The 12,690-nt window shown below is 65.6% G+C and carries 14 protein-coding genes and 1 pseudogene; 8 read left to right on the top strand and 7 right to left on the bottom strand.

Annotated elements, in window-relative coordinates; all coding sequences use genetic code 11:
* The first annotated feature begins 40 nt into the window (after window positions 1-40).
* Window positions 41-1,558, top strand: coding sequence for an MFS transporter (locus tag AKN83_RS03120; protein ID WP_050406506.1), 1,518 nt, complete (start codon window positions 41-43; stop codon window positions 1,556-1,558).
* A gap of 48 nt (window positions 1,559-1,606) precedes the next feature.
* Here the strand turns inward: AKN83_RS03120 and AKN83_RS03115 are convergent, their stop codons facing one another.
* Window positions 1,607-2,011, bottom strand: coding sequence for a cupin domain-containing protein (locus tag AKN83_RS03115; RefSeq protein ID WP_050406611.1), 405 nt, complete (start codon window positions 2,009-2,011; stop codon window positions 1,607-1,609).
* Between the two features lie 102 nt (window positions 2,012-2,113).
* Window positions 2,114-2,515: an Ohr family peroxiredoxin gene (locus AKN83_RS03110; RefSeq protein WP_050406505.1), complete on the bottom strand. Its 402-nt coding sequence runs from the start codon at window positions 2,513-2,515 to the stop codon at window positions 2,114-2,116.
* A gap of 148 nt (window positions 2,516-2,663) precedes the next feature.
* Here AKN83_RS03110 and AKN83_RS03105 point away from each other — a divergent pair, with 148 nt between their 5' ends.
* Window positions 2,664-3,131 (top strand): MarR family winged helix-turn-helix transcriptional regulator, encoded by a 468-nt coding sequence (locus tag AKN83_RS03105; protein WP_050406504.1) that lies wholly within the window; start codon window positions 2,664-2,666, stop codon window positions 3,129-3,131.
* A 153-nt stretch (window positions 3,132-3,284) separates the two neighbouring features.
* On the opposite strand, the gene AKN83_RS03100 is transcribed toward AKN83_RS03105, so the two are convergent.
* The gene (locus tag AKN83_RS03100; RefSeq protein WP_050406503.1) at window positions 3,285-3,851 is read right to left on the bottom strand and encodes an AAA family ATPase; all 567 of its coding nucleotides are present in this window, start codon (window positions 3,849-3,851) and stop codon (window positions 3,285-3,287) included.
* 208 nt (window positions 3,852-4,059) lie between these two features.
* Here AKN83_RS03100 and AKN83_RS03095 point away from each other — a divergent pair, with 208 nt between their 5' ends.
* The gene (locus tag AKN83_RS03095; RefSeq protein ID WP_050406502.1) at window positions 4,060-5,226 is read left to right on the top strand and encodes a substrate-binding protein; all 1,167 of its coding nucleotides are present in this window, start codon (window positions 4,060-4,062) and stop codon (window positions 5,224-5,226) included.
* 147 nt (window positions 5,227-5,373) lie between these two features.
* Here AKN83_RS03095 and AKN83_RS03090 read toward each other — a convergent pair whose 3' ends face one another.
* Window positions 5,374-6,183, bottom strand: coding sequence for an aminoglycoside phosphotransferase family protein (locus AKN83_RS03090; RefSeq protein ID WP_050406501.1), 810 nt, complete (start codon window positions 6,181-6,183; stop codon window positions 5,374-5,376).
* 205 nt (window positions 6,184-6,388) lie between these two features.
* On the opposite strand from AKN83_RS03090, the gene AKN83_RS03085 reads away from it, so the two are divergent.
* Window positions 6,389-7,603 carry an MFS transporter gene (locus tag AKN83_RS03085; RefSeq protein ID WP_050406610.1) on the top strand — a complete coding sequence of 405 codons (1,215 nt, stop codon included), beginning with the start codon at window positions 6,389-6,391 and terminating at the stop codon, window positions 7,601-7,603.
* Window positions 7,604-7,631: 28 nt separating this feature from the next.
* On the opposite strand, the gene AKN83_RS03080 is transcribed toward AKN83_RS03085, so the two are convergent.
* Complete coding sequence (locus AKN83_RS03080) at window positions 7,632-8,276, bottom strand: Vgb family protein (RefSeq protein ID WP_050406500.1); 645 nt, start codon at window positions 8,274-8,276, stop codon at window positions 7,632-7,634.
* 89 nt (window positions 8,277-8,365) lie between these two features.
* Window positions 8,366-9,586 carry a helix-turn-helix domain-containing protein gene (locus tag AKN83_RS03075; RefSeq protein WP_050406499.1) on the bottom strand — a complete coding sequence of 407 codons (1,221 nt, stop codon included), beginning with the start codon at window positions 9,584-9,586 and terminating at the stop codon, window positions 8,366-8,368.
* Between the two features lie 131 nt (window positions 9,587-9,717).
* Here AKN83_RS03075 and AKN83_RS03070 point away from each other — a divergent pair.
* Together AKN83_RS03070 and AKN83_RS03060 are read left to right on the top strand one after the other, a co-directional pair.
* Window positions 9,718-9,927: pseudogene (locus AKN83_RS03070) on the top strand (hypothetical protein); the annotation flags it as partial.
* Between the two features lie 267 nt (window positions 9,928-10,194).
* Window positions 10,195-10,761: a hypothetical protein gene (locus AKN83_RS03060; RefSeq protein WP_050406496.1), complete on the top strand. Its 567-nt coding sequence runs from the start codon at window positions 10,195-10,197 to the stop codon at window positions 10,759-10,761.
* A 16-nt stretch (window positions 10,762-10,777) separates the two neighbouring features.
* Here AKN83_RS03060 and AKN83_RS03055 read toward each other — a convergent pair whose 3' ends face one another.
* Complete coding sequence (locus AKN83_RS03055) at window positions 10,778-11,131, bottom strand: MmcQ/YjbR family DNA-binding protein (protein ID WP_050406609.1); 354 nt, start codon at window positions 11,129-11,131, stop codon at window positions 10,778-10,780.
* A 188-nt stretch (window positions 11,132-11,319) separates the two neighbouring features.
* Here AKN83_RS03055 and AKN83_RS03050 point away from each other — a divergent pair, with 188 nt between their 5' ends.
* On the top strand, window positions 11,320-11,940 hold the full coding sequence (locus AKN83_RS03050) for a PadR family transcriptional regulator (RefSeq protein WP_050406495.1): 621 nt from the start codon (window positions 11,320-11,322) through the stop codon (window positions 11,938-11,940).
* Between the two features lie 23 nt (window positions 11,941-11,963).
* Entirely contained in the window at window positions 11,964-12,614 is a 651-nt protein-coding gene (locus tag AKN83_RS03045; protein ID WP_050406494.1) for an O-methyltransferase, read from the top strand.
* The last annotated feature ends 76 nt before the right edge of the window (window positions 12,615-12,690 follow it).

Genomic DNA, 12,690 nt, shown 5'->3' with positions numbered 1-12,690 from the left:
TGCGGTATCCCGTTGGCTTGCCATAACAAAAGGCCTGATCATGTCTACTGAACTGAGCCGCCGCGGCGCTGTCGTGTTGTCCGCCGTATGCCTTGCCTGCCTGATGTTCGGATTGGAGATATCCAGCATCCCCGCGATCCTGCCGACGCTGGAGCGGGTGTTGCATGCCGACTTCAAGTCGCTGCAATGGATCATGAACGCCTACACGATCGCGGTGACCACGGTGCTGATGGCGATCGGGACGATCGCTGATCGCTATGGGCGGAAGCGCATCTTCCTGGTCGCGATCGCGGCGTTCGGCATCACCTCGCTGATCTGCGGTGTCGCCTCGAGCGTCGAAATGCTGATCATCGCCCGGTTGCTGCAGGGGCTGAGCGGCGGCGCGCTTTTGATCTGCCAGATCGCCGTGCTGTCGCACGAATTCCAGGGCGGGCGGGTACGCGCCGTTGCCTGGGGCTGGTGGGGCGTGATCTTCGGCATCGGTCTCGGCTTCGGGCCGATCATCGGCGGCGCCGTCGTCGCGCTGCTGAGCTGGGAATGGGTGTTCCTGGTCCATGTGTTGTTCGCAGCGGTCGCGTTCGTGCTCACGATCGGCGGCGTCCATGAATCGAAGGACCCGAAGGCGAGCAGCCTCGATGTTGCCGGCATCGTCACGATGTCGCTCGCGGTGTTCTGCCTCGCCTTCTACATCACGCAGGGGCCGGATCTCGGCTTCGCCAGCCCGAAGGGGCTCGCGATCCTCGGTGTCTCCGCACTGAGCTTCATCGCGTTCTTGGTTGCCGAAAGAATCAGCCGGCGTCCGATGTTCGATTTTTCGGTGTTTCGGATCCCGGCGTTCTCCGGCTCGATCGTCGGCTCGGCCGCGATGAACCTCAGCTACTGGCCGTTCATGATCTATCTGCCGATCTGGTTTCACGCCGGCCTTGGCTATGACAGCGTGTCCGCCGGCCTTGCGCTGCTGGCCTACACGCTGCCGACGCTGGTGATGCCGCCCTTCGCCGAGCGGCTGTCGCTGCGCTATCAGCCCGGCCTGATCATCCCCGCGGGGCTGTTCACCATCGGCATCGGCTTCATGCTGATGAAGTTCGGCAGCGCCGCCGCGCAGCCCGATTGGTTGACGATGCTGCCGGGTTGTCTGATCGCCGGAATTGGCCTCGGCATCACCAATACGCCGGTGACCAACACGACGACGGGCTCGGTCTCGAGCGACCGCGCCGGCATGGCCTCCGGCATCGACATGAGCGCGCGGATGGTCTCGCTTTCGGTCAACATCGCCTTGATGGGCTTCATCCTGGCGAGCGGCGTGCTGGCGCATCTGAAGGCCGTATTGCCCGCGCTGGATGGCGCGCAGCTTCGCGTCATCGTGGAACGGATCGCGGCCGGCGATGCCGTATCCGCGCCCGAACTGACAGGGGCTGTCGTACACCAGGCGCTGGCCAGCGGCTTTGGCTGGGTGATGCTCTATGGCGGCATCGGCGTATGGATCATGGCCGCGATCAGCTTCCTGATCTTCAACGCGCGGCCGATGCGGCAGGCCGAAGCCCAGGGCACCAAGTGAACCTGACGTCGTCGCGCTCGCCCCCGGAAAGGGGCGGGCCGGCGACATTCACTTCACGAGGGTCAGCAGCGGCTTGTCTTTCTCGACGATATAGGTCGCAAGCTCGCTGGCGGTGACGTTGCCGACGTTCTTCGCCGCATGGATCGTGCCTGCGGGAATGAACAGCACGTCGCCCGCCTTCAGCGTTGCCGGCGCTCTGCCGTCGACATCATATTCGAGCGTCCCGGCGAGCACATAGATGATCTCCTCGCCGGGATGCGTATGGCGGCCGAATGCCTTGCCGGGCGCGATATCGACACGCACCTGGACGGCTTCGCGTCCGGGCGCGCTGAGGTCGTGGTGCTGCAAATCGGTTCGCGTGAAGTCGGCCGGCGGTTGAGCTTGGGCAGTCGGTGTCGTCAGGAAACTTCCAACGATCAGGGCTGCTCTTGCGACCAGGCGCGTCGCAATCATCAGCTTGCGCGTCATCTTCAACTCCTGGGTTTGTCTTCCGGACGTGCCCGACCGCGAACCGGCAAGGCGCCGGCCCGCGTCGGTGGTCGTCATCTCTCTGCTTCAGAGAAGGGTGGTCGCGACGTCGATGTTGCCGTGGACTGCCTTGGAGTAGGGGCAGATGCCGTGCGCGGCTTCGATCAGCTGCTGCGCAACCTCGCGCTCGACGCCGGGAACGCGGACGTTGAGGCGTGCGCTCAGGAAGAACGAACTGCCGGCCTGGTTCAGATCGATCTCGGCATCGACCTCGGGCTCGCTCGCCAGCTTGACCTTGCGCTGTCCGGCGGCGAGCTGGATCGCGCCGATGTAGCAAGCCGACCAGGCGGCGGCGAACAGGTTCTCCGCGGCCGGGTGCGGCTGCGGCAGCTTGACGTCGAGGAAGCCGTCGCCTGAGCGGGCGGCGCCGTTCGGGCCGGCGGTGACGTGGGTCTTTCCGGTGACAAGGACCTTGGCATTGGCAGTCATGATGCGCTCCTTTTGGATAAAGTTAGATCGTATCCGATCTAATCGGATGCGCGTTGAATTAGTTCCGGCACTGGACTATGTCAAGCACTTCCGATTTAATCGGATACGATTTATATGGATTGGGACTTCACAAACTCCGGAGGCGCCCGTGACCCGCTCCCCCAAGGCCGAGGCCAAAGGCCGAAAACTCTCGAATTTTCTATGCTTTGCGGTCTATTCGGCCAATCTGGCCTTCGGCCGCGCTTACAAGCCGATCCTCGACGCGGTCGGCCTGACCTACACCCAGTACATTGCCCTGATCGCGCTGTCGGAGGCCGACGACCAGACCGTGAGCGAGCTCGGCGAGAAGCTGTTCCTGGAATCCAACACGCTGACGCCGATCCTGAAGAAACTGGAGCAGAGCGGTTACATCAGCCGCGTCAGAGATCCCGCCGACGAGCGGCAGGTGCGGGTGAGCCTGACGGCAGCCGGCCGGCGCCTGCTCGACAAGGAGATCAACGCGTCGCTGGTCGAGGCCACCGGGCTCGGCGACGAGTTTCCGATCGTGCAGAAGAGTGTGGTCAGGCTGCGTGACAATCTGCTGAATCACACGCGCGGCGATTCGAAGAAGGCCTGAGGCTGCGGCGGCGGCGTGCCGGCGCACCGCGCTGCCGTACCAAATTGTAACGCGCTGTATACGCGCCGCGTCGTTCCGCATTTTCGCCACGGTGCAACCGGCCATCGCGTAGGAGTTCAGATTCCGAGGCGGGACGTTGTTCTAGGAGTGTCATCATGTCGCTTGCAGTTCGACGCCGCCGAGCGTTGTCAGCACGAAGTCTGCGCGTGCCGACGGCGATATCTTCGGCAGGCTGATGACGTTGTAGCCCAGCCTGGGAAGGGTCTCCATCAGCCGCTGATACTCCGCCGTCGCTGCCTCGAAGCTGTGCCGTCGCTCAGCGTCGTTAACGTAGATCTCGGGCCATGGCGGCGTCATGAACACGCGCGCGTGGTAGCGATGGTTGGAGCAGACCGGATGCAGCACCGGCTCGCCCGTCAATGCCTCCAGCGCGGATGCGGCGTCGATGAGGCCGCGATCGAAGAACACCCATCCGGAATAGGCGTTGGCCTCCGCCATGTCCTTGAGCGCGACGTCGATGGCGCGCCGAAGGAAAGCCGCCGCATCGATCCAGGGCTGCGCCGTGCCGCCGGATGCGAGCTCATCGGTGATGATGCGGCGGCCAGGCTCCTCGACGACCGGATAGCCGCGTCCGCGCAATTCGGCCAGCAAGGTCGATTTTCCGCCGCCGGAGCAGCCGGAGATCAGGACGAAGCGACTGTTCAAGAGATGTCCTTTCATCAATCGTCACAAGGCGCAAGCCGGCGCCCCGCTGATGCGGGCTGCTCGATAAGCCTGAAGCCCTGGGGAAGGCGCGGAGATGTCTCGACGCGCATGACGAGCATAGCATCGAATGTGACGCAAACGAGGTGCGCTTGACGAATTCTTCAGCGCCGCGCCGATAATCTCGATCAAGCATCGTTGTATTCTGCTCGAAGGGAAGGCGCACATGGCATCAGGCTCGATCACCTGCATCACGCTCGCACTGGTGCTCTGCGGCGCGACGCTTCAGCCGTCACGTGCTGCTGACCCCGCCGAACCGATCCGTATCGGCGCGGTGTTGCCGTTTTCCGGTGGCGTCGAGCTCTACGGTCAGCAGGCCAGGCTCGGGCTCGATCTCGCCGCTGGGGAAATCAACGCCGCGGGCGGCATTCTCGGCAGGCCGGTCGAGGTGATCTATGCCGACGACAAGACGCGGCCGGAGTCGGCCGCCGAGGCGATGCGTTCGCTGGTCGAGAAAGACGGCGTGCTGGCGGTGGTCGGTCCGATCACCTCGCGCAACCTGAATGCGCTGGTGCCGCTTGCCGAGAGTTCGAAGACGCCGCTGCTCTACGCCACCAATTACGAGGGCGGCAAATGCAGCCGCTATCTGTTTTCGTTCGGCGCGGTGCCGAACCAGGAACTCGGCCAGCTGCTGCCCTACATGACGCAGACCTACGGCGACACGTATTTCCTGCTCGGCGCCGACCGGGTCTGGCCGCATCAGATGTTCAGCATCGCGCAGCCCTTGATCGAGCGGCTCGGCGGCAAGGTGGTCGAGACCAAATATACGCTGGGGACCGAGTCCGATTTCTCGCCGCTGATCAGGGAGATCGCGGCGAGCAAGGCGAAGGTGCTGCTGTTTGCGCTGAAGGGCGACGGCATGGACTTTATCCGGCAGGCCGACGAGGCCGGATTGCTGAAGGACATGACCGTGGCCTTCCTCGGACTGTCCGAGGTCGATCTCGGCATCTTCCGCGGCAAGGGTCAGAACATGGTCACGGTGGTGCCGGCGGTCGCGGCGAGCGCGGATCCCGCGGTCAGGGCGTTCGTGGCGAAGGCCCGCGCTGCCGCGAACCCCGGCGTCGCGGTGTCGAACTATGTGATGACGCACTACAACACCCTGATCGCGCTCAAGGCCGCGGCCGAGAAGGCCGGCAAGCTCGACAAGGAGGCCATCATCGACGCGATGGCCGGCCTCACCATTGCATCGCCGACCGGCCCGGTGACACTCCGCCAGGATCATCACGTGGCGATGAACATGTTCATCGCCAGGACGCAAGGGACGGAACTGGTGCAGGTCCGTGCGCTCGGCGCCATAACGCCGCAGCCTGGATGCAATCTGGCTGGTCGCTGACAGCACGCCCGACGCCCGCTTTCAGGGGCGAAGCCGACACCCAATCTGACGTCTGGGATATCGTCTTGTGACCCGTGGCGGACCCTGGGCCGGCGTCAGCTAGGTCGACCTGCGCGAGACTAGAAGCTCCACCACGCGAAGCACAATTCAGTCTTCCGAGCGCAGGGCCGCCTCGACGCGCTGGATCAGCCGCTCCCGCATCTCGGGCAAGGCCCCGCCGAGCAGAAGGAAGACGCGGACGATCGGCAAATAGGGCTGCATCGCCGCGGTCAGCGCCGCAGGGGGCATGCCGGCCAGCCGCGCATACTCCGCCTGCAGAGCCGAATTGACCGTGGCCCGCACCGGATCGTCGGCGTAGTCCGGGCCAAGCTCGGCGAGCAAGACATGGCACTGCGCAATCTCGTAGGCGGCAGGCGCGCGGGTCGCGCCGAGCCAGTCGATCAGTCTCGGACCCTGCGCTGTCATGATCACGTTGCCGGGGTGAAGATCGGAATGGCACAGCACGTCATCGGCTGCGAGGTGCTCGATCAGCGCGAGGACGCCAGTGGTGATGCGCTCCGGAAGTACGCTGCCGCCGAACCGCAATCGGGCGTCCATTGCCTCGCGCAACGAGAGTGCGTCCGGCGGTGGCCGCGTCTTGTGAACGGCGAGGCAGAGCGCCGCAAGGATTGCGCCAGCTTGTTCATGCGTGACGGCGCCGGTGCGCGTAGCCTGCATCAGGGTCGGCCCATCGAACCGCGGCAGCACGATGCCGAAGCGCCCGTCCAGGGCAACTTCGCCGAGCACCTCCGGCGCTGGGCCGCCGCCGGCGAAGACCGCGGGGGTCATTTGCGCCTCGTGCTGGACGACCCATTGCGGGATACCTGGCTTGGACAGCTTGACGACCTGACCGGGCGCCCAAGCGTAGACATCAGCGAAAAGTCCATCGCCGATCTTCTCTCCCAGCGATCCCTGCATGCCCGTTCTCCGCCGTGATGGAGGAAACACCGGCGGCGCGCAAAAAGGAACCCCTCCCGTCGCGGGGCCGCCCGACACCATGATCGCGTTTCAACTGCTGCGGCCTTCCGACTTCGAAAAAAATGAGCTGGCGCGCGCGGTGGCTGTCGGTTCCAGGCCGGTCCGTTCGTCTTTCAGCCGGAACGCACTGCATGGGAGCTCTGGAATGACCAACTCGACCTATCGCTGGGTGATTGTCGCAGCCGGCGGCCTGCTTGGTTGCGTCGCGATCGGCGGCATGTTTTCGCTGCCGGTGTTCCTGCAGCCGATGGCGCGGGAGACCGGCTGGTCGGTGACCGGCATCTCCAGCGCGATGACGATCGGCTTCCTCGCAATGGCCTTCACCAGCATGATCTGGGGCACGCTGTCCGACCGCTTCGGGCCGCTCCCGGTGGTGCTGACCGGATCGGTCGTGTTGGCGGCGAGCCTCGCACTGGCAAGCCAGGCACCGTCGCTGCTGGCATTTCAGTTTCTGTTCGGGGCGCTGGTCGGCGCGGCGACGGCCGCGATCTTCGCCCCGATGATGGCCTGCGTCACCGGCTGGTTCGACACCCATCGCAGCCTTGCCGTCTCGCTGGTGTCGGCCGGCATGGGCATGGCGCCGATGACGATGTCGCCGCTCGCGGCCTGGCTGATCTCCCATCAGGACTGGCGGACGTCGATGCTGATCATCTCAGGCGTGGTCGGCGCGATCATGATCCCGGTCTCGTTTCTGGTGCGCCGTCCGCCGGCGCTGCATGGCGGCCATGCTGAAGTGGCGAGCACGAGCGGTGAGCCGCCGATGTCATTGGCGCAGGCGCTGCGCTCGCCGCAATTCATCATCCTGATCGCGACCAATTTCTTCTGCTGCGCCACCCATTCCGGACCGATCATCCACACGGTGAGCTACGCGGTCACCTGCGGCATTCCGATGGTCGCGGCGGTGACGATCTACAGCGTGGAAGGGCTCGCCGGCATGGGCGGCCGCATCGCCTTCGGCCTGCTCGGTGACCGTTTCGGCGCCAAGCGCGTGCTGGTGCTGGGGCTGCTGGCGCAGGCGTTCGGCGCGCTCGGCTACGTCTTCGTGCGCGAGCTTGCCGCGTTCTACGCCGTCGCGGCGATCTTCGGCTTCATCTATGCCGGCACCATGCCGCTGTATTCCGTGCTGATCCGCGAGAATTTCCCACTGCGGATGCTTGGCACCGTGATCGGCGGCACAGCGATGGCCGGCAGCCTCGGCATGGCGACTGGTCCGTTGGCCGGCGGCCTGATCTACGACACTTTCGCGAGCTATACGTGGCTCTATGTCGGCTCCTGGGCCGTCGGCCTCGGCGCGTTCCTGATCATGATGACCTTCCGGCCGATGGCGGCGCGGCCCGCGGCGGTGCCGGTGCCAGCGTGAGGCTGGTGCGCGTGTCAAGCCCTCTGCTTCACGCGCGGCTGCGTTTCGGCCGCCGGATGGCGCGCACCTTGTTGTTGGTCGAGCCGCTGCCGCAGAAGAACCGGTCCTTGCCGTCGGATTCGAGCCCCGAGACGAACACGCCCTTCGGCATCTCGAGCCGTTCCATCACCTCGCCGGTCTGCGGATCGATCCGCCTGACGTCGCTCTGGTCCTCTTCCCAGGTGCCGTGCCAGAGTTCGCCATCGACCCAGGAGACGCCGGTGACGAACCGGTTGCTTTCGATGGTGCGCAAAACCTTGCCGGTTTCCGGATCGACCTGAACGATGGTGCGGTCGCGATACTGGCCGACCCACAGCGAGCCTTCCGCCCAGGCAAGCCCCGAGTCGCGGCCGCCGCCGGGCGAGGGGATCGTGGACACCACGCGTCCGCTGTTCGGCTCGATCTTCAGGATACGGTCCTCGGCGATCTGATAGAGGTGCTTGCCGTCGAACGCGGTGCCGGCATGGGCCGCGATATCGAGAGTGCGGGTGGTATTGCCGCTGTCGGGATCGAAGGCGATCAGCTGGCCTCCGGCCGCGAACCAGACCTGCTTGCCGTCGAAGCTGACGCCGCCCACGCTCTCGACGCCTTCGAAGGCATATTCCCGGATGATCTCGGCCTCGGACTTCTTCATGCGGCGCTCCAGATTCCTGTTTTGACGCGTTTTCTTCACGCGAACCGATACCCACTTCGCTCGAAAACGCTTTTGATTGCTGCCTGATTCTAGCCGTTCGGCAGCGGGGCAGGGAGTAACAACGTCGTCGTGAATCCCGGCACCGGCGGCGTCATCCAGCGTCGGGCGCGGGCGCGGCCGACCGACTGCACCTTGCCCGTGGCGGCCAGCGCGTCGAGTGCGCGCTGCACCGTGCGCTGGCTCGCGCCCAGCGCCACCGCTAGCGCCGAGCTCGACCAGGCCTCGCCATCGGCGAGGAAGGCCAGCACCGCCGCATGCTCCTCCTCGACCGGCAGTGCCAGCACGCTGACCTCGCGGCGGCCATGCGGCTCCAGCACGAAGCCGTCAGGCGTCGCGCTGAGATCGGCGAGCGGCAGCAAGGCCCGGCGCAACCGTCCGATCTCGACTCGCAGACGTGCCCTGTGCGATTCATCGGCGTGCTTGCCGCGGAACGCGCGCGCGATCAGCGTGGCACGCGAGACGTCCTGCGGCCACGCTTCGCCAAGCGCGCGGGCGAGCGCAAACAGCACCGGCCGTCGTGTCAGCGAGACCGTGGTGCCGCTGTCGCGCACGACGTAGCGGCAGGCATCGACGACGAGTGCCTCCGATGCCATCAGCGCCTCGACCTCTTCGAGCAGCAGAGGCCGCTCGTGACCGCGCGCGATCAGGCGTGCCGCGGGCGTGGCGAGCAGGTGAGCGGTGCTTTCGACCTCGGCCGCAAGCGCGGCGATGCGGGCGCGCCGTGCGGCATCCCTTGCCCGTGCCAGCGCCTCGCGCGCCAGCTTGGTCCGCAGCCGCCGCATCGCGATTCCGGCGACCACCAGTTCATGCCCGACCCGCAGCGCCGGCGGGAAGGGCGCCGGGTCGAGGTCATCGAGCATGCGCTCGGCCGCATCGAGGCTCCCGATCAACAGCAGGCGGCGGATCTCGAGATAGCCGGCGTGCGCGGCGTTGAGCGCGTCGCCGTGTGCCCCGAGCGTTGCCCGCGCCGCGGCGAGGCTCTTGCTGGGAAATGACAGGTCGCGCGACACCAGCGCGATTTCCGCTTCGGCCACCACGCAGCGCGCCCGCGCGACCGCTTCACGCGGACCGAAGCCGCGGCCCGCGCGCCGCAACAGCTCCTTGGCGCGGGCGAAATCGCCGAGCCGGGCCATCGCGATGCCGCGCAGCGCCAGCGCCGGCGCATCGTCGCGCAGGGCCACCCGTTTCAGTGCGCCGAGGGGATCACCCGCCGCGAGCGCGCGCGCCGCTGCCGTAATCAGCGAATCCATTCGAATCCCGACACACTTGTCACTCTTGCCCTCCGAAGACCGATCCTAACCTAGCACATGGCGACATGGATCATCTCCAGAGAGATCGAATGATGACCGGAGTAGAGACACGTGAGGATTGGTTGAAAGGCCGCATCAGCGGCCGCGGAGCCATGGTCGCGCGCTGGCTGTCGCTGGCGGCGGCGCCGACCTTCGCCGCGATGGCGCTGGTGGCCGCGCTGGCGCCGGCCGAGATGATCTGTGGTGCCACGCAGGGACCGTTCTCGTTGCAGGGCATGGTCCCGATGTACGCGCTGATGAGCGCATTTCACCTGGCGCCGTGGTTGCGCCTGTTCCGATGACAGCTTCATTCCTCCGGCAGCGTGAAGACCGCGCATGGTTGCGCGATGCCGCAGCGACACCGCGCGCATTGCTGCCTCGCATGCACTGCGCGTGCTCGGCGGACCGGATGCGCATCGTGTTCACCGAACGGCTTGGCGTGCCGGCTGCGCAGTATCGCGCGAGTTTTCGCAGATTGTGACGCCGTTCATGAAGCGGAAGCCGGATCTGCGATAGAGTCAACCTATCCGAATTTATTCGCAACAATGCAATTGTCACGCGAGGCTGACATGGACGCGCTCACGCTTTACATCATCCGCCATGCCGAGAAGCCGGGCGAATCCTGGCCGGGACCCGGCTTTACCGCGGACGGTGTGTCCGATACCGAGTCGCTGGTGCTCCGCGGCTGGCAGCGCGCCGGCGCATGGACGGCATTGTTCGGTACCGATCTGACGACCGGCGATTATGCCAAGCCCGATGCGATCTATGCCGCGACGCCGGGCACCACGCCCGATCGGCCGCCGTCGAGCCGTCCCGCCGAGACGATTTCGGCGCTCGCCGCACGTCGCGGCATCACACCGAACGAAGATTTCGGCAAGGGTGATGAGCCGGCGCTGATGAAGGCCATATTGGCGCTGAAGGGTGTCGTGCTGCTGTGCTGGGAGCACAAGGCGATCATCGCCGACATCCTGCCGCTGATCCCGGTCAGCAAGGGCAAGCCGCCGACCAAATGGGAGAGCAGCCGCTTCGACGTCGTGCTGCGCTTCGAGCGTGCCAAGGGCGACGACAAGTTCGCCTTCAAGGAGCTGTTTCCGAAACTGCTGTCGGGCGATTCCGACAAGCCATTGGGTGGCTGAACCGCGGCCGCGCCGATCAGTCGAGCCCGAGCGCCTTGCGCGATTTCCGCGTCAGCTTGGATGCGATCAGCGCATGCGCCTGACCGAGATAGGCCTTGAGCTCGGCGTCGGGCAGGGCGTCGTTGCCGATCAATTGCACCCATTTGGCGCGCGCCAGATACGGCGCCGGCCGCGCCAGTTCCTGCTCGATCAGAAGCTGATAGGCCATGTTCGAGGTCTTGAACATGAAGCCGCCGGTGCTCGCGACGAAGCCGCCGGCCAGCGCGAACATCTTGCCGCCGACCTTGAACACCGATGTGCCCTCCCATTGCACGACCTTGGTGGCGGCGGGCAGGCGCAGGCAATGGGCTTCGAAGGTTTTTGGGCGCATGAATCGATGGAACTGGGCGACTTCAAAGCCATAGGCCAGCTGCACCAATGCCGACAAGTCTCGGGTGAGCCGGCAGTCCCGGCCGACGATTTGCCCTGGAGCTCACGAAAATGTGGGTTGTCGCCAAAGTATCTATCGATATATCGTAAGATATGTTTTCAGTAAGGAAACGGAAAATGAGACGATCGATGTTTGGCGGCCGGGACGATGACGGCTTCCGGTTTGGCTTCTTCGCCATGGGCCGGCACGGCCGTGGCGGTCACCGCTTTGGCCGCGGCGGCCATGGCTTCTTTGGACGGGGCGGCAGCGGCGACTTTCCGGGATCGCGGCGGCTCTCGTCGCAGGATCTGCAACTCGTCATCCTGGCGCTGCTCGGCGAGCAGCCGGCGCATGGCTATGAGCTGATCAAGAAGATCGAGGAGCGGTCGGACGGCTTCTACAGTCCGAGCCCGGGCGTGATCTATCCGGCGCTGACCTTCCTCGAGGAGATCGGCCATGCCAGCGTCACCCAGGATGCGGCGCGCAAGCTCTACAGCATCACCGAGCAGGGCAAGGCGCATCTCGCCGAGAACCGCGCCACCGCGGACACCATTCTCGAAGCGCTGTCGCGGATCGGCCGCCGCATGGACGAGGTGCGCGAAGCCTTCGCCGGCGTCAGCGATCTCGATGGCGAGGCTTCCGACGACGTGCACCGCGCCCGTCATGCGCTGAAGAGCGCGCTGCGCCAGAAGCGCGGCTGCGATGCCGCCGAGGCGCGCCGCATCGCGAAAATCCTCGACCGTGCTGCCGCCGAAATCCTGCAGCAATGACGCAATCGCAAAGGAGACCCTTCATGTACAACGCTGAACCGCACAGTGCGATTGTTGACGCCCGCATTGCCGCCGTCATCGCGCGCCTGCAGGTCTCGCGCCCCAGGCCGGCTGCGGGCGGTCCGCGCGGCAATCCAGCGATGAGCCGCGATCCGAACGATTATGCCGAGCAGGGATTTTCGATCCACCCGGAGCAGGGCGAATTGATCTATCTGCTGTGCCGCGGCCTGCGCGCCAAACGCGTCGCCGAGTTCGCGACGTCCGTTGGAATGTCGACGCTGTATTTCGCAGCCGCGATGCGCGACAATGGCGGCGGCACGGTGATCGGCTCTGAGATCGTGCCGGCCAAGGTTCAGGCCGCGAAGCGCAATCTCGCCGAGGCCGGCCTTGCCGACTACGCCGAGATCCGCGAGGGCGACGCGCGCCAGACGCTGCGCGATCTCGGTGGTCTCGTCGACTTCATCCTGATCGACGGCTGGCCGGGCGACAGCGGACCGACGCTGGCACGGCAGGTGATCGAGATCGTCGCCCCGCAGCTTCGCGTCGGCGGCTATGTCATGAACGACAATGCCGAGGCGGATTTCCTGGAGTTCGTGCGCGACCCCAGGAACGGCTTCGTGTCGATCACGCTGCCGCTCAAGGGCGGTACCGAGCTCTGCCTGAAGGTAGGTTAAGGATCGGTTCGGCCCGGCGAAATCCCGCTGGCGTGATTGTGAGCCGCAACGACATCCCGCCACGCTGGATTTTGTC

This window comes from Bradyrhizobium embrapense (genome assembly GCF_001189235.2).
Taxonomy (GTDB): Bacteria; Pseudomonadota; Alphaproteobacteria; order Rhizobiales; family Xanthobacteraceae; genus Bradyrhizobium; species Bradyrhizobium embrapense.
The sequence above is the reverse complement of the archived record's forward strand: the minus strand, read 5'-3'. Positions and strand labels throughout refer to the sequence as shown.